The sequence below is a fragment of the Ureibacillus sp. FSL K6-2830 genome (genome assembly GCF_038004145.1).
Classification (GTDB): Bacteria; Bacillota; Bacilli; order Bacillales_A; family Planococcaceae; genus Ureibacillus; species Ureibacillus thermosphaericus.
On sequence record NZ_JBBOQR010000001.1, the window covers coordinates 1,067,492 to 1,093,709 of the forward strand.

Consider the following 26,218-nt stretch of genomic DNA (forward strand, 5'->3'; position numbering starts at 1 on the left):
AAAAATTTACATACTTCCATCACAATTATGTAATTTTGCATTTCAAAGAGTAGAAAATTATAATTGGTTTGAGGTGGAAATATGTCAAAAATACTCGCTACACAATTAAATGGTTTATATCAAAAAATTGTTCAAAACGAAGAGGATGCAATTGAACAAACTGCCCGCCTTCTCGCACAAGCCAGTGTCGGTGAAGGGAGTGTTTACTTTGCTTGTTTTGATGAACTGCAAGGAATTGAATCCTACGCTTTATCTAACAAAGAACAACCATTTTTAAATCTCGTAAAATGGTCACCTGATGCTGAAATTCGTGAAACGGATCGAGTTTTAATATTTGCAAAAAGTTGTCAAGATACAGAAGCCCTTCAACTTGCGAAGAAATTATATGAACAATTTATCCCTTTTGCAGCAGTAGCAAGCGAAGTTCCAAGCAATGATAATGAGTTAAGCGATCTTGCTTATACTTATATATCGATGCATGTTCGAGGTGGATTAATTCCCCATCCTACGAATTTAGGCGAACGGGTTGTTATTCCTCACCTACATGCTGGTCTCTTTATTTATGAAGCAATTAAACTTGCTTATGATGAAATGTTAGAAGATGAAATATAATCTTTGTTTACCTTTTATTATTTTCAAATATAGTCAATTGTTTATTAATATAACGAAAATCACTAGCGTCGCATTAAAATAATTTAACACCTTCAAACAAACCGAATTTTCTGAAATATAATCCAAACAAAAAAAAATCCTTTATAATGGTTGGGTGGTAGTAAACCATCCAAATCCAAAATAAAGGACAATCGCATGGATAAGTCTACACGAAAAACATCATTTGAACAATGGTTTTCACCGATTAATCGTCCATTATTTGACGACCTAGTGAAAACACATCAATTAAATCACTATACCAAGAAGCTTTATATGGCTTCATTTATGAAACTGCTTTTGTATGCCCAACTCCATGAAACCGAGAGTTTACGGGCGTTGAGTGACGCTGTCTTTTTAGAAGAATTACAACGAGCAACGGGATTGGAATCGATTAGTTTTTCACAGTTAGGGAGACGAATCAACGCCATTCCAACGGTTTTCTTTCAATCGATTTTTCTTGATTTAGTGGCTCAAATTCATGAGAAAACACATTTTCAAAAGCGAAGAAAGCTGACAACGCCTTTGAAAATCATTGATTCGAGTACATTACCGCTTAATTTGACCAATCATAAGTGGGCAGAGTTTCGAAAAACAAAATCAGGAGTAAAGCTTCACTTACGACTTGTTTTTATGGAAAAAGGACTCTCCTATCCAGATAAAGCCGTACTCACGAATGCCAACGAACATGATCGTGGTCAACTAGAAGTATTCGTGGATGACAAAGAATGCATGTACGTGTTTGATCGTGGTTACTTGGATTATGGGCGCTTTGATCAAATGACGGAAGATGGCTATTTCTTTGTGACCCGTTTGCGTAAAAACGCTGTTGTCCGAGTGTTAGAATCCTTTTCGTTACCAGAAGATTCACCCGTATTCTCTGATGAAATGGTTGTCATTGGAACACCACAAAATCGTTCTGAAAACGTGTTTCGCTTACTCAAATTGCATGACACAAAAGGAAATGAGCTTCATTTACTGACAAATCGTTTAGATTTAAGTGCAGTTGAAATCGCTGAAATCTACAAGTCACGCTGGGCGATTGAACTGTTCTTCAAATGGATGAAGCAGCACCTGAACATTAAAAAATTCTACGGTCACAGTGAACAAGCCGTCCACAACCAAGTGTACGTTGCGATGATTGTGTATTGTTTAAATGTATTAGCACAGCTGAACGTAAATAGTGACCGAAGTTATTTACAAATTAGTCGTTATCTAAAGGCATCTTTATGGAAATCGGCTCACATTTGGTTACGAAAAATCGAAGGAAACGGCGTCCCATAAAGGTTTGCCAGTCGTTGTTGCACAAGTCATAGGTTATAGTAAAAAAATGGATGTTTACTACCCTCGCTTAGGTGTTTTCGTTTTTTCTCTAAAGTCCAGAAAAAATAAAACTGAAAATTCAGACATCATTTATGCGACGGTAGTGAACGAAAATAGTAAAAAAATACAGTTTTTCCTTTTTTATCTGATATTTCATCATAATAAAAACATACTAACATTAGTAGTACAGACCTAGGCCAAGGTTTGTGCTACTATTTTTTTATAGTAGAAGTGAAGGAAGGTCGAACAGCTCCTGGGACCAAATAGAGTCCGTATTAAAAACAGACCAACTTCACACCCTTATTTGAATCAGTTTAGTATGTTGGGTCCATAGAGACCGTGTATAAGAAAGTGGAATCGATAAGGCAATGTGAAGAACTTCTATGTTTGGCTAAAAAGGAGAGGCAGAAAATATGAAACACGTAGTGGCATTTGATGTCAGTATGGGGAAAAGTACAATGGTCATTTACGACCGTTATCGTCAATGCGAATATGAGGGTGAAATAACCCATAACCGTTACTCTTTCGAGAAATTAAACGAAACCCTTATAACTTTAACACAAAAAGATGGACAGGCCCCTGATATTGTCTTTGAAGCAACAGGCGTATATTCAAAACCACTAGAACGATTCTTAGGTGATCAAGGTTATATGTATTATCGAGTTAACCCACTCGAAGCGAATATTCAAATGGCTTCAATGAGGAGACAAAAAACAGATAAAAGCGACGCTCATGAACTTGCGAAAACTCACTTTAGAGTTGAACGTGAACAAACTTATCAAGAAGAGGAGTATTATAAACAAATGCGTGCAATGACGAGATATTATGATGAATTAAGTAGTGAAATGACGCATTTATATAGTCGTTTACATGCGATTCTACAATTGAGTTTCCCCGAGTTAGAAAAACTATTCAGTAAACGTTCTGCTTTATTTTTGAATGTCGTTCAATTATACCCTCATCCGGATCATGTGTTAGTTTGTTCAAAAACAGTGATTCGTAATCGTTTAAAAGCCAACACAAGAAAAAACTTATCATTGGCACGTGCTGAAGAAAAAGGGATCGCTTTAATCGAAGCAGCAAAAGAAGCGTATCCAGCAATTTCAAAAGATGATATTCGCTGTGAACAAGTGCGGGATTATGCCAAACGGATTGCAGACTTGAAGGAGAAAAGAGATCAACTTGTCCAAAAGATGGTTAAATTATCGAAAGATAAACAAGAGTATCAGATTTTAATTTCATTTCCAGGAATCGGAGAAACGACTGCAGTTCGTTTAATTGGAGAACTAGGAGATATTCGACGATTCAAAAACCATAAACAACTGAATGCTTACGTCGGTATTGATATCATGAGATATCAATCTGGGAATACCTTTTATAAAGACAAGATTAATAAAAGAGGAAATAACAAACTTAGAAAGATTCTATTTTACATGATCCAGACCATGATCCAACTACGGAAAAATACACAAAATCATATTGTAGATTATTATGATAAATTAAAAACGCAACCCCAGAGGAAACCTCATAAAGTTGCGTCCATAGCATGCGTGAATAAGTTCTTGAAATCGGCTTATCACCTTATCACACATAATCTGAAATACGATTACGAAAAGGCAACAATGCATCAGTAATCGTAAGTAAGATTATATCACAAAGACCTGGCGAAAAAAATGGAAATCGTGAGGTCTATTTGTCATGCGAAAATTTATTTTGGAAGGAAGGGGTACCCCTTCCTTCCAAAATAAAATCTATGTGAACCAAATTATTTAATAAAAAACACTTGACTAGAGGTAAGAAAGGGGCTGTTCAGAAAGTCGAACTCTTTCTGAACAGCCTTACTTCTTATAGTAATATTCTCTTAAAAACTTTGCTCTCCTGCGGTGGTCACATCAAACGCGCCTACTCGTCGCAATTTATCTGAGGCGAAAGTTCTAGCGACAGCCGCAATTTATCTGCGGCGAAAGCTCTAGCGACAGCCGCAATTTATCTGCGGCGAAAGCTCTAGCGACAGCCGCAATTTATCTGTGGCGAAAGCTCTAGCGACAGTCGCAATTTATCTGTGGCTAAGCATGTGCGACAGCTGCAATTTATCTGCAGCTAAGCGTGTGCGACAGCCGCAATTTATCTGCGGCTAAGCATGTGCGACAGCTGCAATTTATCTGCGGCTAAGCGTGTGCGACAGCCGCAATTTATCTGCGGCTAAGCGTGTGCGACAGCCGCAATTTATCTGTGGCTAAGCGTGTGCGACAGCCGCAATTTATCTGCGGCTAAGCTTGTGCGACAGCTGCAATTTATCTGTGGCTAAGCGTGTGCGACAGCCGCATTTTATCTGCGGCTAAGCTTGTGCGACAGCTGCAATTTATCTGCGGCGAAAGCGTGTGCGACAGCCGCAAAGGGGGCGTCTTGAAATGACTTTTCAGACGCCCCCTTTTTTATTAGCATTTATTGATTTTTGCGGTATTTGAAAGCTGCTCCGATAAACTCACGGAATAAAGGTTGCGGGCGTTGTGGACGAGAAACAAATTCAGGATGGAATTGGCATCCAAGGAAGAATTTTTTCTCTGGTAATTCGATAATTTCCACTAAACGATTGTCAGGGCTTGTACCTGAGAATACGAGTCCCTCAGCTTCCATTGCTTCACGGAATTCATTATTGAATTCATAACGGTGGCGATGACGTTCATATACTAACTCATCTTGATAAGCTTGTTCAGCACGAGAACCTTCTTTTAATTTACATGGATATAAACCTAAGCGTAATGTTCCACCTAAATCCATATTTTCTTTTTGGTCTGGTAGTAAATCTATGATTGGATATGGAGTATCTTTCACAATTTCTGTTGTATGCGCTCCTTTTAATCCTAGAACATTTCGAGCAAATTCAATTGCCATCATTTGCATTCCTAAACAAATACCAAGGAATGGCACATCGTTTTCACGAGCATATTTAATTGCTGTGATTTTTCCTTCTGTACCGCGATTACCAAATCCGCCAGGTACAATAATTCCGTCTGCATCTTTCAATAATTCATGCACATTTTCTTCTGTAATATCTTCAGCGTTAATCCAATCGATGCAAATATCGGAATCGTAAACGTAACCAGCATGTTTTAAAGCTTCAACAACAGAAATATATGCGTCTTGTAACTCAACATATTTTCCAACAAGCGCAATGCGTGTTTTATGTTTTAAGTTTTTCACCTTATGCACTAGCTCTTTCCAATCAGACATATCAGCTTCTGGTGCTTCGATTCCGAAATACTCTAATACGATATCATCTAAATCTTGAGCATGTAGATTTAATGGCACTTCATATAAATGTTCCACATCTCGAGACTCAATAATGTTGCGAGAGGATACATCACAGAATAATGCTAATTTTTCTTTCATGTCCTCTGAAACTGGTTGTTCTGTACGCACAACTAAAATATTTGGTTGGATACCTAAAGAACGCAATTCTTTTACTGAATGTTGAGTTGGTTTTGTTTTTAATTCACCTGCAGCTCTGATGTAAGGGATTAGTGTACAGTGAACATACATCACATTTTCTGCACCTAAATCAGATTTCATTTGACGGATTGCTTCTAAGAATGGAAGCCCTTCGAAATCTCCAACTGTTCCCCCTACTTCCGTAATTACGATATCCGCACTTGTTTCTCTTCCAGCACGTTGAATGCGCTCTTTAATTTCATTTGTCACGTGAGGAATAACTTGAACTGTTTTTCCATTATAGTCACCGCGACGCTCTTTCGCTAAAACTGTTTGATATATTTTACCGGAAGTTACCGTAGAATGTTTACCTAAATTAATATCGATAAAACGTTCATAGTGCCCTAAGTCTAAGTCTGCTTCAGCACCGTCATCAGTAACGAATACCTCACCATGTTGATAAGGGCTCATCGTACCAGGATCTATATTTAAATAAGGATCGAATTTTTGAATCGTCACTTGCAAGCCTCGATTTTTTAATAGTCTACCTAATGATGAAGCAACAATCCCTTTTCCTAAGGACGATACTACTCCACCAGTTACAAAAATATACTTCGTCATTTGTAAAATTCCTCCTCAAATATTTCCACTTTTATGAAATTACATAACTTATACTAAATCATTGCTGAATGTTAACTCATCAATAATCCTTTATTCATTTTTTCCTTTTCCTACATTTCCATGCTTACAAGCAACGTTCCAAAAGAGAAAGCACTAAACACAATTACCGAAATTTCCTCATGGCTTGTATTATACACTTCTCTGTGGAACATGTTTATAGGAAATAGGCTTCCTCAAGAACAAAAAATAAAAAACGCTCCTCCTGCATTTTGCAGGGGGAGCGTGAATATATCACGTTCATTCTCCTTCTTAAGGAGCCCAAATAAAAGATTAAACGGAACAAATTAATTAGTCAAGTAGTTTATATAAAAACCATTAAATTTACATATTTACAAAAATTTATTATTCTTCCTCTTCATCGATTTCTACATCTAATTCTTCATCGTCGATTAATAACTCTTCATCACCATCGATTAAATCATCATCGACTTCATCAATCTCATCTGGAAGCTCTACATCTAAATCATCAAGAGCATCATCGAAGTCGTCCACAAGTTCATCATCGAAGTCGATATCTTCTTCATCTTCATCCAAGAACTCTTCAAATTCTTCTTCAAATACTAAATCATCTTCATCAATGATTTCTTCGTCACCATCAAAGACAGCTATTCTCGCTCTACGTTTACGAGTTTTAATAGTAGGTGCTGTTTCTTCTTCGATTGTTTCGATTTTATACCATTCACGAAGTCCCCACGTGTTATCGTGGTTTAATAAGAAACGACCGTCTACATTTAAATCCGTAAAAAATTGTACCAATACTTGTTTAACTTCTTCTTCTGAAAGCCCTTTTAATTCTTTAATTTCATCTAATAAATCGAAAAAAGGAGTAGCTGTTTTTTTCTCTTCTAGAATTGCAAACGCTAAGTCTACTAACGCTTCTTCTGCTATTTGCTCTTTTGTCATTTCACGAATCTTCAACTCGTGCACGCCCTTTCTTTAATACATACATTACACATGTTAACCATTATATACAAATAATTGTATACTATGCTAGATTCATTTATTGTTTTTTATTTTATAAAAATCTCTGATTGCCATATAAAATAAATAACCTGACAAGATGAGAAGCGGTATTGCTCCCAATTGTTTATTATACAAAAAGAAGGTTGCAATTAGGCATGATAAAATCATTAAATAGTGTCCGTATTGTTTCACTTGCAACCCTCCTCTTCTTGTAACAAACATTATAGCCAATTTTCCTCCAAAGATGATAAAATTTGCAACAATTTTTTATGAAGAAGAGGAAAATTTTCCAACTTTTTTATGTATATGTATAAGAAGAGGAAGCGCTCGGAAGCTAAAAACTTCGAACGTTCCCCCTGAATATTAACAACTAGGTGAAAATTACAACATCTATTATTTTACTATGTGCACTTTATATTTGTAAAAAATATCTACCATAAACATTACATGTTTCTTCGATATTGGCCGCCAACTTCGTACAATGCTTTCGTAATTTGACCGAGACTTGCTACTTTTACTGTTTCCATTAATTCTTCAAAAATATTACCGCCAGAAAGTGCAACTTCTTGCAATCGTTTTAATGCTTGGGCACACTCACCTTTATTGCGCTCTTGGAATACTCGTAAGTTTCGAATTTGCTGTTCTTTTTCTTCCTTCGATGCACGAGCCACTTCTAATTTATCAATTTCTTCAATGGAAGCATTCGGATTAATGTACGTATTCACACCGATAATTGGCAGTTCTCCGGAATGTTTCAATTGTTCATAGTACATGGATTCTTCTTGAATTTTTCCTCGTTGATATTGTGTTTCCATCGCTCCAAGAACGCCACCACGGTCATTGATTCGCTCAAATTCTTCAAGCACTTTTTCTTCTACTAAATCCGTTAATTCTTCTACGATGAATGAGCCCTGTAATGGATTTTCATTTTTCGACAGACCGTGCTCTTTCGTAATGATCATTTGAATAGCCATCGCTCTTCTTACGGATTCTTCTGTTGGCGTTGTAATCGCTTCGTCGTATGCATTTGTATGAAGTGAGTTACAGTTATCTTGTAATGCCATTAATGCTTGAAGCGTTGTTCGAATATCGTTAAAGTCAATTTCTTGCGCATGCAAGCTGCGTCCAGATGTTTGAATATGGTATTTCAGCTTTTGGCTGCGTTCATTTGCACCGTATTTGTCACGCATTACAATTGCCCAAATGCGACGAGCCACTCGACCAATCACTGTGTATTCTGGGTCAAGGCCATTTGAGAAGAAGAATGATAAATTCGGTGCAAAATCGTCAATGTGCATGCCACGGCTTAAATAATATTCCACGTACGTAAAGCCATTTGCTAGCGTAAAGGCTAATTGTGTAATTGGGTTTGCCCCAGCTTCCGCAATGTGATAGCCGGAAATTGATACAGAATAGTAGTTGCGCACTTTATGTTTAATGAAGTATTCTTGAATATCTCCCATCATACGAAGGGCGAATTCCGTTGAGAAGATGCAAGTGTTTTGGCCTTGGTCTTCTTTTAAAATATCCGCTTGTACCGTACCACGAACAACTTGTAGCGTTTGTTCTTTAATTTCTGCAAACTCTTCCACTGTTAAAATGCGGCCTAATTCTTTTTCTTTCTTTTTCACTTGCTGGTCAATCGCTGTGTTCATGAACATCGCTAATATGATTGGCGCTGGACCATTAATTGTCATCGATACAGATGTTGATGGGTGGCACAAATCAAAGCCTTCAAATAATTTTTTCATGTCATCAAGCGTGCAGACACTTACACCCGATTCACCTATTTTTCCGAAAATGTCAGGACGTTCATCTGGATCTTCTCCGTAAAGCGTTACAGAATCGAATGCTGTTGATAAACGTTTTGCCGGATCATCTTTTGATAAGTAGTGGAATCGCTTATTTGTACGTTCTGGTGTTCCTTCTCCAGCAAATTGGCGTTTCGGATCTTCTCCTTGTCGCTTGAATGGAAATACTCCTGCTGTATACGGGAAGGAACCAGGAACATTTTCTTTATATACCCAGCGTAAAATTTCACCGTAGTCTTTGAATTTTGGCAATGCCACTTTGGGGATTTTTGTTCCGGATAAAGATGTTGTTGTAAGTAAAGTTCGAATTTCTTTATCGCGGATTTTTGTTACAAATTCTTCTCCTGCATATACTTCTTTTACTTTCTCCCAGTTTTCTAAAATTCGTTTAGATTCTGGTGTTAATTCATTTTTGATTCCTTCCGCTAGTGTTTCGAGAGACTTGATAAGAACCTCATCCGGATTTTTCGCTTTTAATTCTTTGATTGTTCCTTCGATTTGGTAAAGTCTTGTTGCAAGTTCTGATTGTTGCTCGACTTTTTTATGATAGTTGCGAACTGTATCTACAATTTCGCGCAAATAGAATCGACGGTCATTTGGAATGATGACATCTTGCTTTTCTGTTTTAGAGACGATTTCATAAGAAGTTTCCCAATTATAGCCGAATTTTTCGTTAATTTTCTTCACAAGCGCTGCAAATAAAGCGTTTGTTCCTTTGTCGTTAAATTGACTAGCAATTGTGCCGTAAACAGGCATTTCGTCTAATTGTCGGTTCCATAATTCATGAGAGCGTTGATATTGTTTTTGTACTTGACGAAGGGCGTCTTCGGAACCTTTTCGCTCAAATTTATTGATAGCGATTAAATCAGCAAAATCAATCATGTCGATTTTTTCTAATTGCGTTGGTGCACCAAACTCGCTCGTCATCACATACATGGATAGGTCTGTATATTTCGTAATTTCCGCATCCCCTTGACCAATTCCACTTGTTTCTACAAAGATTAAATCAAAGCCCGCTGCTTTCACCACATCAAGAATATCGCCGATAGATGCAGAAAGTTCTGAACGAGATCCGCGCGTTGCAAGGCTTCTCATATATACTCGTTTATCGAAAATAGCATTCATGCGGATACGGTCACCAAGTAATGCCCCACCTGTTTTTTGTTTCGTCGGGTCAACAGAGAGAATCGCCATTCGCTTATCTGGGAACTCTCGTAAAAATCTTCGTACAAGTTCATCCGTAAGTGAAGATTTTCCAGCTCCCCCTGTTCCAGTGATGCCGACAACCGGCGTTCCTTTGCTTCTTTGGCGCGCCCGTTTCAGCATTTCATCGATTTCCGGATCTCCACCGACTTCCGCTGCCGTAATTAAGTTCGCTAATATTTCTGGTCGATCTGTCGATAATTTATCTAGAAGCTCTAAATAGTTCCCTCTCAGTGTTGAGAAGTCTGCTCCTTTGAGTTTTTCGTTGACCATTCCTTGCAACCCAAGGCGCATGCCGTCTTCTGGTGAGAAAATACCTGCAATACCATAGTCGTGGAGTTCTTTTATTTCTCTCGGTAATATAACTCCACCTCCACCTCCGTAAATTTTAATGTGAGGTGCTCCTTTTTCTTTAAGCAAATCGTACATGTATTTGAAGTACTCCATGTGACCGCCTTGATAAGAAGAAACAGCAACAGCTTGTGCATCTTCTTGAATCGCTGCGTTCACCACTTCTTCTACTGAACGGTTATGACCAAGGTGAATTACTTCTGCCCCGCTTGCTTGAAGGATTCTTCGGATGATGTTAACCGATACATCATGACCGTCAAAAAGGCTAGATGCTGTTACAAATCGAACATGATTCTTCGGACGATATACTTCCGTTGTTGGACGGTTTATTTCAGTCTTTGATGTCTTATTCTCTGTTTGCATTTGAACCATATAATAAAACCCCTTTCATTTAACAGTGAACAAAATCTCCCGGTTGTTAAAGTGAACTTCCTTTCATGAAAAATGCACATCGAAGAAAAATAAGGTTGAGGCGATAAAACACCGCTTTGCAAACGAAACTATTGTATGCAATTTAGCGGTGTTTACCCCTATTTTTCACGAAAATGTAGAATCCCCGATAAGAATAATCTCGTTTGCAATGCAATAAATTCTTCAGTTGTATATTTTTTGTGATACGCCCATTTGCGGAATGCCCAGCTTTGTCCTTGGATTACTAAGTGGTTTGCTGCTAAATAGATTTCTTGATCTGTCAGCTCTATTTCTCCCGATTTCACGCAAGATTTCAATATTTTCTCAAATAATGAAACCATCTCTAGCTCTTTGCTTAATACGTATTGCATTGCTTCTTTTGGCAATGATTTTGTCTCTTGATACATGACTGTAAATTCATCAATCATGCGATCAATTAACAAGAAGTATTGTCGAATTGCTTTTTCTAGTTCTTCAATTGTTCCCTTTTGCGTTGAAATGTCTGATAAACACATCGTTACTTTATTGTAGATGTGGTCACAAACTAAATAGAGTACATCTTCTTTCGTTCGAATGTATTCGTACAATGTTCCAATACTAAATCCAGCAGCTTTGGCTATTTCCCTTGTTGTTGCACGATGAAAGCCCTTTTCTTTAAATAATTTAACGCTTGCTTCAACGATTTGTTGGCGTCTTAATTCGATAAGGCTTTCATCTTTGACGGAAGTTTGTACGATAATTTTTTCCTTGCTCATACCTGTTACTTTGTCAACATGCGAGAGATTACAAGTCTTTGAATCTCTTGCGTTCCTTCATAGATTTGCGTAATTTTTGCATCACGCATGTAACGCTCAACAGGATATTCTTTCGTATAACCGTATCCTCCAAAGACTTGCACAGCTTCTGTCGTCACTTTCATTGCTGTATCTCCCGCCATCAATTTTGCCATCGCGCTTGCTTTTCCGTAAGGCAAGCCTTCGGATTCTAGCCAAGCTGCTTGATAAGTTAATAGTCTTGATGCTTCTACTGCTGTAGCCATATCTGCCAGTTTGAAAGAGATCCCTTGATTTGCTGCGATTGGTTTTCCGAATTGTTCGCGTTCTTTTGCATATTCAACAGCTGCATCCAACGCTCCTTGGGCAATTCCTACCGCTTGGGCTGCAATTCCGTTTCGTCCACCGTCTAATGTTTGCATTGCAATTTTAAAGCCTTCTCCTTCTGCACCAAGTAAGTTTTCTTTTGGAACTCGGCAGTTGTCAAAGATAATTTCTGCTGTAGGTGATGAACGGATTCCCATTTTGTCTTCTTTTTTCCCAACTTGGAAACCTGGGAAACTTGATTCAACGATAAAGGCGCTAACTCCTCTTGTTTTTGCTTCAGGATTTGTTAATGCGAAGACAATGTAGATGTCTGCGATACCACCATTTGTGATGAAGATTTTTGAACCGTTTAGCACGTATTCATCTCCATCCTGAACAGCTGTTGTTTTCATCGCGCCCGCGTCACTACCTGAACCAGGCTCAGTTAAGCAATATGCACCGATTTTCTTCCCTTCTGCCATAGGTCGAAGGTATTTTTGCTTTTGTTCTTCAGTACCGAATTTATAAACTGGCCAACCCGCTAATGAAGTATGAGCTGAGAGAGTTACACCTGTTGACGCACATACGCGAGAAAGTTCTTCTACAGCGATTACATAAGCTAAATAATCAAAGCCAGCTCCACCGTATTCCTCTGGCCAAGGGATTCCTGTCAGTCCAAGTTCTGCTAGTTTATCCCAAATTTCTCTATCAAAGCGTGCTTGCTCATCACGTTCTTGAGCTGTAGGTGCTACTTCATTTAGCGCGAAATCTCGTACCATTTCTCGCAGTTGTAAATGTTCTTCCGACAATTGAAAATTCATGGATATCCCCCTTTTTTCGAGTGTTTGGCACTTCTACTTGAATATTGAGACAGTACCAGAATCTTATAAATGTTTGCTAATTACAATGCGTTGAATTTCACTTGTGCCTTCGTAAATTTCAGTAATTTTTGCATCACGGAAGTAGCGCTCTACCGGATACTCTTTTGTATAACCGTAACCGCCAAATACTTGAACTGCTTCGATTGCCACTTCTCTCGCTGTTTGTGATGCAAACAATTTCGCCATCGACGCTTCTTTACCGCAAGGCAAGCCTTTTGAACGTAGGTCTGCCGCACGATAAACGAGTAGTCTTGCAGCTTCTACCGCTGTTGCCATATCTGCAAGCTTAAACCCAATTCCTTGATTCGCAATAATTGGCTTACCAAACTGTTGACGCTCGCCTGCATATTTCACTGCAGCATCTAAAGCCGCTTCTGCAATACCAAGAGCTTGTGCTGCAATCCCGATACGGCCGACATCTAAGTTTGACATTGCGATTTTAAAGCCTTCTCCTTCTTCTCCGAGGCGATTTACTTCCGGCACTTCCATGTTTTCAAAGCTCAGTTCAACTGTTCTAGAACCGTGTAAGCCCATTTTTTTCTCATCTTTTCCTATGATGAGGCCTGGAGCATCTTTTTCAACAATGAACGCCGTTACCCCGCGGGAACCTTTTTCAGGATCCGTTTTAGCAAAGACGATATAAACATCTGCCTCTCCACCATTTGTGATGAAGATTTTTGAGCCGTTGATGATGTATTTATCGCCTTTTTTCACCGCTCTTGTTTTTAAGGAAGCAGCATCGCTTCCGGCAGATGGTTCTGTTAAACAAAAGGCTCCTAAATATTCTCCTTTTGCGAGTTTTGGCACATATTTTTGTTTTTGTTCTTCATTTCCAAAATATAGAATTGGATTTGTACCAACAGAAGTGTGCACAGATAGAATAACACCAATTACCGCGCTTACTTTGGAGAGTTCATTAATGGCGATGATATACGAAATAAAATCCATTCCAGAACCGCCATACTCTTCTGGAACAGTAATCCCCATTAAACCGAGCTCAGCCATTTTGTTTAAAATCGGCCTAGGAAATTCACCTGCTTCCATTTTTTCGACAAACGGAGCAATTTCGTTTTGTGCAAAATCTCGAACCATATCACGCATCATGAGTTGCTCTTCTGTGAAGTTCAAATTCATCGGTTTCACTCCCTGCTATTCGTAGATGTAGAAACCGCGGCCTGATTTCTTCCCTAACCAACCAGCTGCCACGTATTTGCGAAGTAGAGGACACGGACGATATTTGCTATCTCCTAATCCTTCATGCAAGATTTCCATAATGTATAGACATGTATCTAAACCGATGAAATCTGCTAATTGAAGTGGTCCCATTGGATGATTCATGCCTAACTTCATAACATCGTCGATTGCTTCTTTTGTCGCAACGCCTTCATATAGTGCATAAATCGCTTCGTTGATCATCGGTAGGAGAATGCGGTTGGATACAAATCCCGGGAAGTCATTCACTTCTACCGGTTTTTTGCCTAACGCAATCGCCATTTGTTCTACCGTTTTGTATACTTCATCAGCCGTTGCAAGACCGCGGATTACTTCCACCAGTTTCATAACTGGCACTGGATTCATGAAGTGCATACCGATTACTTTTTCAGGTCGTTTCGTTACTGCTGCAATTTCCGTAATTGGAAGTGAAGATGTATTTGTCGCAAGAATTGCATGTTCCGGTGCAATTTCATCTAGTTGCTTAAAAATAGATTGCTTGATTTCCATATTTTCTGTTGCTGCTTCGATTACAATATCCACATCACGAGCATCTTCTAAGCTCAAGGATTTCGTAATTCGATTTAAAATCGCTTCTTTTTCTTCAGCAGTTTTACGTCCCTTTTCCACATCGCGAGACAAATTTTTCGTAATTGTTGTAAGACCTCGTTCAAAGTATTCTTCTTTAATGTCGTTTAATTTTACTTCAAATCCTGCTGTAGCACATACTTGAGCAATGCCTGAACCCATTTGTCCAGCACCAACAACCATTACTTTTTTAATTGCCATTTCTTTTCCCCCATTTGTTTGAATTAATTTTTCGGTACTTCTACCATGATGGCATCCCCTTGACCACCACCAGAGCAAATAGCTGCGATGCCAATTCCACCACCACGACGTTTTAATTCGTAGCAAAGAGTTAAAATGATTCTTGCACCTGAAGCACCAATCGGATGACCTAATGCAACCGCTCCTCCGTTTACATTCACTTTGTTTGGATCGAGTCCAGCAATTTGGTTGCTTACAAGAGCAACTGCTGCAAAGGCTTCATTAATTTCAATTAAGTCAATTTCATCAATCGTTTTGTTTGTTTTATTTAAAATTTCACGAATCACAAGTCCTGGAGTTTGTGGGAAGTTTTCTGGCTCAACAGCAACTTCCGCATGAGCTAATACATACGCGAGCGGTGTGCGTCCTTCTTCCTTCGCTTTTTTCTCACTCATTAATACAAGTGCACAAGCGCCATCATTTACTCCCGGAGCATTTCCTGCAGTAATTGTGCCATCTCGGTCGAAAGCAGGTTTTAAATTTGCTAGCGCTTCCAATGATGTTTCTCTGCGAGGCGCCTCATCTTCTTTTACAATGAATGTATCTTTGCGAGTTTTTACTTCTACCGGAACGATTTCTTCAGCCAATTTCCCTTCATCAATCGCTCGGATTGCTAATTGATGGCTACGCAATGCCCATGCATCTTGTTCTTCTCTTGAGATGTTGAATTCCTTCGCTGTTCCGTTTCCATAAGTCCCCATATGAACCTTATCTGGATGGAAGGAACAAGATAGGCCATCATAAATCATGCCATCAACAACTGTTGAATCTCCCATACGTAATCCCCAACGACCCTTTTGCAAGTAATACGGAGCATTGGACATCGATTCCATTCCGCCAGCAACAATGACTTCTTCTTCCCCTAGGCGAATTAGTTGATCAGCAAGTGTCACACTTCTCATACCTGATGCACAAACTTTGTTGATTGTTTCTGTTTTTACTGACCAAGGAATTCCCGCTTTTGTTGCTGCCTGGCGAGAAGGAATTTGTCCCTGCCCTGCTTGAAGAACCGTACCCATAATTACTTCATCCACTTGATCCGCCTTGACATCTGCCCTTTTCAATGCTTCTTTAATGGCAATACCTCCAAGATCAGAAGCAGTAAGAGTTGATAATGCGCCACCGAATTTGCCAAAAGGTGTTCTTGCACCCTCTAATATAACTGTTTTCAAACATTCCACCCCTTTATCGAAACGTGCGTAAATCTTGAATGTTTCATTATTTTGTTGAATACAATAATAGTAGTACTGAGTGTTGATAATCGATTGAACGCTCGCTCAGTATTAATCATAAGAAAAAGCGGAGTTGTTTAGAACTCCATTTTCTATTCTCCCTATTATTTTACTGAAAATTAAGTAGATTAGCAATCGATTTTTCTTATTTTTCTAACAATTTAATATTTCAGTATAATATTTATACCCCAAATACCTCTCTTTATCCTTATTGGATGTACTCGCCTCGCCAATACTTTAACCTCTTCGTGAATCAATATTTTTATTCCCAAAGAATTATAGTCAATCTTCAAAGGATAATAGTCAAAGTCGTTTACATAATTGCCAAGGGAACAAATATTGTTTCCAACATTTACGATAATAGTCAACTTCCTAATAATAATAGCCTTTCTTCAAAAGATAATAGTCAAAGCTGTGTACTTAATAAAAACAATCTCTGACAGACGAGATAATAGTCAAAATCCATCACATTATAGTCAACTTTCTAAAGATAATAGTCAAAGTCGTTTACATAATTGCCAAGGGAACAAATATTGTTTCCGACATTTATGATAATAGTCAACTTCCTAATAATAATAGCCTTTCTTCAAAAGATAATAGTCAAAGCTGTGTACTTAATAGCCAATCCTATAAAAACAATCGCTGACGGACGAGATAATAGTCAAAATCCATCACATTATAGTCAACTTTCTAAAGATAATAGTCAAAGTCGAATACATAATTGCCAAGGGGAACAAATATTGTTTCCGACATTTACGATAATAGTCAACTTCCTGATAATAATAGCCATTCTTCAAAGGATAATAGTCAAACTTGCGCATTTAATAGCCAACACCAATACACACGATTTCTAAAAGACGGGTTTGCATCCAAACTCCCAAATCGAAAAGGGGCGTCTGAAAAAGTCATTTTGAGATGCCCTCTTTGCGGCTGTCGCTAACGCTTTCGCCGCAGATAAATTGCGGCTGTCGCACATGCTTAGCTGCAGATAAATTGCGGCTGTCGCACAAGCTTAGCCACAGATAAATTGCGACGAGGAGGCGCGTTTGATGTGACCACCGCAGGAGCAAAGTTTTTAAGAGAATATTCCTATAAGAAGTAAGGCTGTTCAGAAAGTGTTCGACTTTCTAAACAGCCCCTTCAAACATTTTTACTGTACTTCTACAGTTTCTTCTTGTGATGATTCACCCGATTCGATTTCTTTTGCTCTTTCTCCGAAGACAGATCTTTCTAACAATTCACACACATCATATGTTCCGATTTTGTCTTCCACTTCTTTTGCTTTCGTGCCGTCTGTAAGCATCGTTAAGCAGTATGGACAGCCTGCAGAAATCACAGATGCATTTGTCGCTAATGCTTGTTCTGTACGAGCAACGTTAATGCGATTTCCTACACGGTCTTCCATCCACATTAATCCACCGCCTGCACCGCAGCACATTGCTGTTTCACGGTTGCGTTCCATCTCTACTAATTTCACGCCAGGAATCGCTTTTAAAATTTCACGCGGCGCATCATATACGTTGTTATAGCGTCCTAAATAGCAGGAATCGTGGAATACGATTGTTTCATCCACACGGTGGTTCAATACAAGCTTGCCTTCCTCAATGAGCTTGTATAACAATTCCGTATGGTGATAAACTTCCCCTTCCCATCCGAAATCTTTATATTCATTTTTGAAGATGTTGTATGCGTGTGGATCGATTGTTACAATCTTTTTCACGCCATATTTCTCGAACTCTTGAATGTTTCCTTGAGCTAGTTCTTGGAATAAAAACTCGTTTCCAAGACGTCTCGGTGTATCACCAGAGTTTTTCTCCTTATTTCCTAAAATCGCAAATTTAACACCCGCTGCATTTAATAATCTAGCGAAAGACATCGCGATTTTTTGTGAACGGTTATCGAATGAACCCATGGAACCTACCCAGAATAAATATTCAAAGCCTTCTTCAGATTTCATTGCTTCTTTTACTGTTGGAATGTGAACAGTTGAATCTGAGTCGCGCCAGTTCTCTCTTTCTTTACGGTTAAGCCCCCATGGATTTCCTTGGCGCTCAATATTATTTAACGCTCGTTGTGCATCAGGATTAATTTTTCCTTCTGTCATCGTTAAATAACGGCGTAAATCGATAATTTTATCAACATGCTCATTCATTACTGGACATTGATCTTCACAATTTCGGCAAGTTGTACAAGCCCAAATCTCTTCTTCTGTAATAATATCACCAATTAATGATGGAGAATAAATATCTTCAATGACCGCACCTTCAGCACCTGCCGCCATTGCCAGTTGATTACCTTTCGTTTTATTCCAAACTAACGTTGGCACCCAAGGTTTTTTCTTTGTCACAACGGCACCAGTATACGTTAAATGGTCACGTAGTTTAACAATTAAATCCATTGGCGATAACATTTTTCCAGTGCCGGATGCTGGACACATATTTGTACAACGTCCGCATTCTACACAAGAATATAAGTCTAACAATTGGATTCTTGTAAAATCTTCAATTTTTCCAACACCAAATGATTCTGCTTCTTCATCCTCGAAGTCGATTTTGCGCAAGCGACCAGCTTTTCCTGCTCTTTTGAAGAAAAGACCAATCGTAACAAATACTTCGTGGAATTGTTTAGATTGGGGTACAAATACGAGGAATGTGAACACCGCTAACATATGTACCCACCAAAATACATTAAATAGCACATTTGCAACTACCGGGCTTAAGCCGCCAAAAAGGAATGCAAATATACCTGAAAATGGAGCAATGACAAAATTCGGCTCATTTTCATGTGCAACCGTTTCAAAACCTAGAGCAAGGAAAATAGAAAGACATAGTGTAATTAACGCAATATATACAAAAGCCGCTTTCTTATCTCTTTTCCATTGTAAACGTGTTAGCTTTTCACCATAACGGCGATAAGCTGCATAAACAAGAGCACATAACATGAAAAACATCGTCCACTCTTGCATAAACGTGAAGAATGGATGAAGAGCTCCTAACGGAAATGTATATCCTGGAATAAATCCTTTGATGATTAATTCAATTAATCCTAATTGAATAATAAAGAATGCATAAAACAAAATAAGGTGCATTACACCACTTTTACGATCTTTGAACAATTTGTTTTGTCCAAGAACGTTAATCCAAAAATTCTCAAATCGCTCTTTGAAACTGATTTCCAACTCTTCTTTTTTACCGAGTTTAATATATTCTAATCTTGTTTTCACTGAATAAACAAACAGATAAACTGCATACAGAACAACGGCTATAAATAATAACCCGTTCACTAGCAAAAAACCATTCATATCTAATCCCCCTTGTTTGTCATGTGAACAGCAACAATTTATATCATTCATTTTAATTATGAATGAGCATTCAGTCAACAACTATTCAAAAATTTCTAAATTTTTAGCTGGTTGAACTAGAATACTATATTTACTAAATATGATATATAATTTTATACAATTAAAAAAGTAGATATTTTTACAAAAATATTGCCTAAAATACAAAAATCCAAGCGCAACATAAAAAATTTCACACTTGGATTTTTTTACTATAGCAAATTCATTATTTTAATATACAGTATTATCGAAATACATCGCCGCCTCGAATATATTCCACATCTTTTACATTCAAGCGGTAATTCACGGCACGAGCAGCAACAAAGAAATAATCTGAAAGACGATTTAAATATTTTTGAATTACTCCTGGGACATCTTCTACTTCATTCATTAGCGTAACTACCTGTCGCTCTGCACGTCTTGTTACCGTCCGAGCAATATGAAGTGTTGCTGCTGCTGGTGATCCGCCTGGCAAAATAAAACGCTTAATTGGTGGCACTTCCTCAGAAAGTACATCAATACGTTTTTCTAACGCCTCTACGGAAGCTTCCTGCAATTTGTATGTTCTTTCTTTCATGACATTTGCTAAATCTCCTCCGCAATCAAAAAGTTCGTGTTGGATTGTTTCAAGATCCTTTAGAATATCTTGAAATTTATTTGGATCTAATTCCGTTACCGCTTTACCAATAAATGAATTCAATTCATCGATTGTTCCATACGCTTCCACACGAACGTGGTCTTTACTAACTCGACCACCAATTAAACTCGTTTTCCCTTGATCTCCTGTTTTTGTATAAATTTTCATCGTTCCATCTCCCTTTTATAAATTTGAATAGCTTCCACCGTTGCTTCATAAACCCCTTTGCCAATCATTTTCCCTACTTCTGTAAGAGGACCAGCATATTGCATAAATTCTCCTTGTTGCGTCGCAGCAACTAGCAGGCTATCAGTCGGTGTCCCTGTGGCAATGGTATTTGATAATTTATCCATAACCTTTTCTGTTTGTAGTGCTTTCGATTTGGCTTCTGTTGCAGTCACCATCCCTTGCACGAAAGCCTCTTTGGACAGCTTTCCATTGATAATTACCCATGTATTGATTGTCCCGATGGTTTGATATGCTGTTCGTTCATAGGCATGAGATACATCGATAGCACCGCCAATTCCAGCTGTGACAATGACAATAAGGTTGCCAAAAGGTGCAAGATATTCTTTCATCACCGCTTTTTTCGTATCGACTGCCGTCATCATTCCTACTGTATTCGTTGGTGAAAAGCCCTTTTCAATTATATATTGCAAAAATTCAGTTTTCACATTTTCTATATCATATTCTTGTGGAACTGTTCGATTGATGAATGTTGCATACCATCCTAAACCTGCATTATGAACCGCTGATGACAACACTTTTAAAGGAAATTCAGCAATAAAAGCAATGTAATCCTCTCCCTTTTGTATATTGGATAAGGAAACGGATTTTTCCTTTCTCTGCTCTTCAAAATCTGGGAGAATTGCCATTTGCGGTTTCGGTTGCTCAGGATGGGCTTGCGTTGAAATACGTGCTTTATATACATCCATGATTTGCTGTTCAATAATTACTTCATGAGGCTCACCGTATGCTTTTACGCTCCCAGCCTCCATGAGCAATAAATGATCGCAATATAGGGAAGCTAAATTGATATCATGAAATACCGATACAACGGTTAAACCATGTTCCGTCACTTCTTTACGTATCATATCCAAAATTTGTTTTTGATGTGCAATATCTAAATGGCATGCGAATATTCCATAAAATACTAAATGTTCTCGGATTGGTTTCTTCATTCCATAAAGATGATAATGGAATATCAACAGAACCAATTGATACCCCAAATCAAAAGCTTATAAGTAATAGAAAAATAGAGGAGCCGTAAGCGAGTAATAATTTTTTCTTCACCATCTATCCTCTACCCCTCTAAAATACGTATCGTAAGTTTCCATACGTCCTCCAATTGATTCGTATCAACTTTTGAAAAATAAAAAAGCTCCCGCCATAAAACGAGAAACAGATAGCCAACATGCGTACCTTTCTCCCTCAAAGATTGTGCGCTCTTCACCCATTTAATTATAGCTTATTCTTTAAGAATTATCGTACGAATTCTAAAAAACAGAAAAAGGTACAAAAAAACACTCTCAAATCTATAACATGAGAGCGTTTCATTAAATGAAGATTAAATTTCGTAATCAAAAGACCCTGGCAATACACGACGCAAAAATTGTTTTGTTCGAATCTCTTTAGGCGAAACAAAAATATCATGTGGTGTACCTTCTTCAACAATCACACCGCCGTCCATGAAAATCACTTTATTTGCGACGTCTTTAGCAAAGCCCATCTCGTGGGTAACAACAAGCATCGTCGTACCTTCGTTGGCAATCTCTTTCATCGTATTTAATACTTCCCCTACTAGTTCTGGGTCAAGTGCGGATGTTGGCTCGTCAAATAAAATAATATCCGGGTTTAAAGCGACAGCACGAGCAATTCCAACACGCTGTTGCTGCCCTCCTGATAGCTGGCTTGGATAATAGTCGTATTTTTCGGATAAGCCGACTTTATCTAATGCTTTTTTCGCAATTTCTCTCGCTTCGGCTTTCGGCACTTTGCGAGCAATAACTAACCCTTCCATTACGTTTTCAATGGCCGTTTTATTGTTAAATAAATTATAGTTTTGGAATACGAAGGCAGTTTTTTTACGTACTTGTTGCACTTCTTTTTTCGTCGCATTTTTTAAATCTACTTCTAAGTCCCCGAATCTTGCAGTTCCTTTATCTGCTCTTTCTAAAAAGTTAATGCATCTAAGCAGTGTCGTTTTCCCGGAACCACTTGGACCTAGAATGACTACAACGTCCCCTTTATTGATCTTTAAATCTACACCTTTTAAAATCTCATTTTTACCAAAGGATTTATGAATATCTTTAATCTCTAACATTATTTGCCTCCTTCCTTAAGCATTGGCAACTTTGTAACGGCTTAACCGTTTCTCTAAATACTTAAATAATTGTTCGACCGCAATACAAATAATTAAATAGACAATGAAAATATCAATATATGCTTCCAAATAGTTATAACCAAAGTTTGCTGCTACTTTTGCCTTTAATGTAATCTCTTGTAAGGAGATGGCATAACCTAATGAGGTTGCTTTAATTAAGTTTACCGTTGTATTCGCAATGTTTGGCAAGGCAGAGACAAGAGCTTGCGGAATAATAATTCTTCGATATGCTTGAGCTGTCGTTAAACCGACAGAATAGGCAGCTTCCAATTGTCCTTTTTCAACAGTCGATAAGGCCGAACGGAATACTTCAATTAAAACGGCTGACTTGTTGAAAGCGAAAATAACGAATGCATACCATATCGGATGAATTTTATACACTTCATAATCGATGTTATATTTTTCAAAGGTCATATTTAATAGAATCGGTATAAAACTATATAAAACGAAAATTTGGATAATGATTGGCGTACCGCGAACGAATGATACATAAATTTTCGCTAGTTGATTCAGCACCGGAATTTTATTAATTCTTGTTAAAGCGAAGAAAAACCCAATCGGCAAAGCAATCGCAAGAGCAACAACAGTCACAAGCAATGCGATCGGCACGCCTGATAATGCAACGAAAAACGTATCGATTAAAAATTCTGTATTTAACATTTGTTACTCCACCTCCTACGATGCCTTTATCGAGCGGGAACCTTTGCTGAAAGTTTTTTCAAGGAGTTCGAATATTTTTTCAATGACAATGGAAATAACCCAATAAATCACGGCTAATGCAATGTATATTTCTAACGCATGGGAATTAAAGTTACTTGCAATAATCAAGTTTGCTTTTCCAACAATGTCGATAAATCCAATTGTGTAAGCTAATGCCCCTTCTTGTAAAACGGCAATTAGACCGTTTCCGAAGTTAGGAAGAGCTACAACAAAAGCTTGTGGGAAAATGATGCGTCTGTATGCTTGCCATGGCGTCAGCCCAACACTTACCGCCGCCTCAAATTGTCCTTTATCAATGGATTGAATTGCGGAACGAATCACTTCAGACATCATGGCTGCAAATTGTAATGAGAACGTAATAACGACAAAAACACCTGTATAAATATTTTGTAAATTCACATTAAACAATGAATCTGCTAAAAATGGAACACCATAGTAGACTAAAAACAATAGAACGATGGATGGCGTACAACGCATAATCGTTGTATATCCATGGGCGATTACTTGCAGCACCTTACTTTTGCCCATTTTCATAAAGGCTAAGACTAAGCCAAGCAATGTACCAAAGAATACGGCAAGACCCGCCACAGCAAAAGTGATTTTTAAGTATGGCAATAATTGCGGAAATGCTCCCCATAAATAGCCAATATCAAAATACTTTTCAAACATTCTCTCACCACTTTTCATGAAAAAATGAAGGCTGTAAGGTGATTGGTACCCAACAGCCCGTATATCAAGATGATTATTTAGACTGACCTTCTACTCTTTCTAATACTTCAAATAGGTCACGTCCATAGTGTTTAACCATTAATTCGTTTAATGCATTTGTTTGTTTAATTTCTTTAATTACTTCGTCGAAAGCATCTGCCAATTCTTGATTGTTTTTGTTAAATAATGTCCAAGTTTTGATCACAGTGAACTCGTTATACACTACTTCGTCTTTTAGATTATGGTATGGACCTTCTGGATCGTTAATTTGTTTATCGATAACTGGTTCAAGTGCAATTGCACCATCTGCACGTCCTTCGTTTACCCATTGTACAGCGTCCACAGCAAATGTATCGCCAGCAACTAATTTCACTTGGTTATCCGGATTTTCTTCGTTGTATTTCGCTACTACTGTGTATTGAGCGTTATTAGCTGCAATTGGAGCTAATTCTAAACCAGCAGCTGCGAAATCTGATAAATCTTTAATATGTTCATTTTCTTTTTTCAATAGTAATCCAACGCTGCTTAATCCTGTGAATTCTTTAGGGAAAACATATTTTTCTGCACGTTCATCTGTATAGAAAATGTTTTTAACCCCTAAATCGTATTTCCCTTGTTCTACACCGATTAATAAATCATCGTCTGTAGTTCCGATATATTCAAATTCATAGTCTTCCAATTTTTCATCAACAAGTCTTAGCATATCTAATTCGTATCCTGCTGGCTCACCGTTTTCATCTTGATACGTAATCGGCTTCCAAGAAATTGCATAAGCTACTTTAATTTTTTTCACATCGGATGAATCTTGAGAATTTTCGTTTTCAGTAGTAGATGTTTCATTTCCTCCACCACATGCAGCAAGGGATGCTGCTAGTAAACCAATCGCTCCTAATTTAAAAAATTTTTTAAAATTCATTGTTGTTTCCTCCTAAAATTATAATTTTAATGCTGATTCTGCTAATTGTTTTATTGTTAAATCATCCATTGGTGGATTATGAAGTCCTGCACGAACATCGCGATAATATCGTTGAAGTGGATTGTTGCGTTGTAAACTTCTTGCTCCTGCCACGCGCATTGCTTTATCCACGACTTGAATTGCATTATTTGTAACGGTATATTTTGCTACATTGACTGCATTTGCAATGTTGGCAGCGTCTTCTGTTGAAATTTCACCTTTTTGCATTAAATCGATACAACTTTGGGCTGCACCATAAAGGGTATAGCGAGCTTGCATCAGTAGCAAATCAATTTCTCCAATTAATGCCTGAACGTTCGGCAATGTTGCAATCGTTCCTTTAATGCTATTTGGTGAGTGTGTATTGGCAAATTCCACTGCATAATCGCGAGCTGCTTGCGCAATTCCTAGATATGTAGCTGGAATGATTAATAGCCATCCATTCAATTTAAAGCCTGTTTGGTATTTCGGAATTTCTACTAAATTTGATTCATCTACTTCTACATTTTCTAAAACTAGATCGTGACTGCCAGTCGATTTCATGGCTATTACGTCCCAAGTTTCATCGATTGAAAGGCCTTCTGTATCTTTATGAATTAGGAAGTTTCCGATATTTTCAATTTCTGGAATCCAAGCGGTTACTAAGAAATAATCTAACTCAGGTGAACATGTTGCATAAGCTTTACGACCATTGATTACCCATTTGTTCCCTTTCTTCACAGCGCTTGTTCCAGGACGGCCACCACGGACTGGACTTCCTGTAATGACTTCACTGAAAATTTTATTGATGATTGCTCCGTTTTTTACATCGTTTGCAAATTCTTTAAGCTTTTCTTCTGCCCAGCTTTTCGTTTCATAGACATCCCCTACCGTGAGCAGAGTCCATCCAATAGAAAGAGCTGTACTGCCATCATAACTACCTAACGTTTCTTGCAGTAATATGGCATCATAAACATTCATCCCCTCGCCACCATATTCGGTAGGCAAAGTAACTTTTGGATATCCAATCTCACGTAACCTTTTTATATTTTCATGAGGGAAAATCGATTCTTCATCGTTTCGTTGGGCATTTTCTTTTATAGCTTTTTCTAAAACAGCTAACTTTTCAAGCCATTCCCGTTGTTTTTCGGTTTTAATAAATAGTTCTTTCAAGTAAGATTTACCTGCCTTTCACAATAAAAAGGGATCTCTTATTTTTCCAACAAAAAAACTCAACTTAATGATATTTACTACGTCATGATTTTACTTTTTTCGACATTATTAGTCAATATATTCTTAGTTCATTAGTCAGAATTGTTATGTTATAGAAACTACAACTTTATCAATCACTTAATACCAACTTGTTTAGTTGGATTTATATGAATCAAATTTTACTCAATCGTACATTCAATGTCAATATAATTCCTATAAATTTTATAAGAAT

Annotated in this window: 20 protein-coding genes; 3 read left to right on the top strand and 17 right to left on the bottom strand. The window is 37.9% G+C overall.

All coding sequences use genetic code 11. From position 1 onward, the window contains the following. The first annotated feature begins 81 nt into the window (after positions 1-81). From NSU17_RS05230 to NSU17_RS05240, 3 genes are all read left to right on the top strand, one after another. Positions 82-612 (top strand): DUF2529 family protein, encoded by a 531-nt coding sequence (locus NSU17_RS05230; RefSeq protein WP_340704486.1) that lies wholly within the window; start codon positions 82-84, stop codon positions 610-612. A 195-nt stretch (positions 613-807) separates the two neighbouring features. Continuing rightward, positions 808-1,932 carry an IS4 family transposase gene (locus NSU17_RS05235; RefSeq protein WP_340704487.1) on the top strand — a complete coding sequence of 375 codons (1,125 nt, stop codon included), beginning with the start codon at positions 808-810 and terminating at the stop codon, positions 1,930-1,932. A 452-nt stretch (positions 1,933-2,384) separates the two neighbouring features. After that, the gene (locus tag NSU17_RS05240) at positions 2,385-3,605 is read left to right on the top strand and encodes an IS110 family transposase (RefSeq protein WP_340704488.1); all 1,221 of its coding nucleotides are present in this window, start codon (positions 2,385-2,387) and stop codon (positions 3,603-3,605) included. A gap of 811 nt (positions 3,606-4,416) precedes the next feature. Here NSU17_RS05240 and NSU17_RS05245 read toward each other — a convergent pair. The 17 genes from NSU17_RS05245 to NSU17_RS05325 all read right to left on the bottom strand — a co-directional run bounded on the left by NSU17_RS05245 (position 4,417) and on the right by NSU17_RS05325 (position 25,947). Continuing rightward, a complete protein-coding gene (locus NSU17_RS05245) occupies positions 4,417-6,024 on the bottom strand; it encodes a CTP synthase (protein WP_096550316.1) in 1,608 nt (535 codons plus the stop codon). Between the two features lie 402 nt (positions 6,025-6,426). Next, positions 6,427-7,011 carry a DNA-directed RNA polymerase subunit delta gene (gene rpoE / locus NSU17_RS05250; RefSeq protein ID WP_340704489.1) on the bottom strand — a complete coding sequence of 195 codons (585 nt, stop codon included), beginning with the start codon at positions 7,009-7,011 and terminating at the stop codon, positions 6,427-6,429. Positions 7,012-7,080: 69 nt separating this feature from the next. After that, complete coding sequence (locus tag NSU17_RS05255; RefSeq protein WP_340704490.1) at positions 7,081-7,239, bottom strand: hypothetical protein; 159 nt, start codon at positions 7,237-7,239, stop codon at positions 7,081-7,083. A gap of 251 nt (positions 7,240-7,490) precedes the next feature. Next, positions 7,491-10,775, bottom strand: a complete 3,285-nt coding sequence (gene icmF, locus NSU17_RS05260) for a fused isobutyryl-CoA mutase/GTPase IcmF (protein WP_340705478.1) — start codon at positions 10,773-10,775, stop codon at positions 7,491-7,493. A 167-nt stretch (positions 10,776-10,942) separates the two neighbouring features. Then, on the bottom strand, positions 10,943-11,578 hold the full coding sequence (locus tag NSU17_RS05265; protein WP_340704491.1) for a TetR/AcrR family transcriptional regulator: 636 nt from the start codon (positions 11,576-11,578) through the stop codon (positions 10,943-10,945). 5 nt (positions 11,579-11,583) lie between these two features. Then, complete coding sequence (locus NSU17_RS05270; RefSeq protein ID WP_340704492.1) at positions 11,584-12,723, bottom strand: acyl-CoA dehydrogenase; 1,140 nt, start codon at positions 12,721-12,723, stop codon at positions 11,584-11,586. A 63-nt stretch (positions 12,724-12,786) separates the two neighbouring features. Further along, positions 12,787-13,917, bottom strand: coding sequence for an acyl-CoA dehydrogenase (locus NSU17_RS05275; RefSeq protein ID WP_340704493.1), 1,131 nt, complete (start codon positions 13,915-13,917; stop codon positions 12,787-12,789). A gap of 15 nt (positions 13,918-13,932) precedes the next feature. Then, positions 13,933-14,784 carry a 3-hydroxybutyryl-CoA dehydrogenase gene (locus NSU17_RS05280; RefSeq protein WP_340704494.1) on the bottom strand — a complete coding sequence of 284 codons (852 nt, stop codon included), beginning with the start codon at positions 14,782-14,784 and terminating at the stop codon, positions 13,933-13,935. Between the two features lie 23 nt (positions 14,785-14,807). Continuing rightward, complete coding sequence (locus NSU17_RS05285) at positions 14,808-15,995, bottom strand: acetyl-CoA C-acetyltransferase (RefSeq protein WP_340433910.1); 1,188 nt, start codon at positions 15,993-15,995, stop codon at positions 14,808-14,810. 1,210 nt (positions 15,996-17,205) lie between these two features. Then, a complete protein-coding gene (locus NSU17_RS05290) occupies positions 17,206-19,356 on the bottom strand; it encodes a (Fe-S)-binding protein (RefSeq protein ID WP_340704495.1) in 2,151 nt (716 codons plus the stop codon). 280 nt (positions 19,357-19,636) lie between these two features. Beyond that, a complete protein-coding gene (locus NSU17_RS05295) occupies positions 19,637-20,197 on the bottom strand; it encodes a cob(I)yrinic acid a,c-diamide adenosyltransferase (protein ID WP_340436241.1) in 561 nt (186 codons plus the stop codon). Beyond that, the gene (locus NSU17_RS05300) at positions 20,194-21,246 is read right to left on the bottom strand and encodes an adenosylcobinamide amidohydrolase (RefSeq protein WP_340704496.1); all 1,053 of its coding nucleotides are present in this window, start codon (positions 21,244-21,246) and stop codon (positions 20,194-20,196) included. The genes NSU17_RS05295 and NSU17_RS05300 overlap by 4 nt, the downstream gene beginning before the upstream one ends. Before the next feature lie 350 nt (positions 21,247-21,596). After that, a complete protein-coding gene (locus NSU17_RS05305; RefSeq protein ID WP_016837281.1) occupies positions 21,597-22,352 on the bottom strand; it encodes an amino acid ABC transporter ATP-binding protein in 756 nt (251 codons plus the stop codon). Between the two features lie 15 nt (positions 22,353-22,367). After that, on the bottom strand, positions 22,368-23,072 hold the full coding sequence (locus tag NSU17_RS05310; protein ID WP_168412646.1) for an amino acid ABC transporter permease: 705 nt from the start codon (positions 23,070-23,072) through the stop codon (positions 22,368-22,370). A gap of 15 nt (positions 23,073-23,087) precedes the next feature. Next, positions 23,088-23,801, bottom strand: coding sequence for an amino acid ABC transporter permease (locus NSU17_RS05315; protein ID WP_340704497.1), 714 nt, complete (start codon positions 23,799-23,801; stop codon positions 23,088-23,090). A 73-nt stretch (positions 23,802-23,874) separates the two neighbouring features. Further along, positions 23,875-24,756 carry a transporter substrate-binding domain-containing protein gene (locus NSU17_RS05320; protein ID WP_168412648.1) on the bottom strand — a complete coding sequence of 294 codons (882 nt, stop codon included), beginning with the start codon at positions 24,754-24,756 and terminating at the stop codon, positions 23,875-23,877. An 18-nt stretch (positions 24,757-24,774) separates the two neighbouring features. Further along, positions 24,775-25,947, bottom strand: coding sequence for an acyl-CoA dehydrogenase family protein (locus NSU17_RS05325; protein ID WP_340704498.1), 1,173 nt, complete (start codon positions 25,945-25,947; stop codon positions 24,775-24,777). Positions 25,948-26,218: the final 271 nt, after the last annotated feature.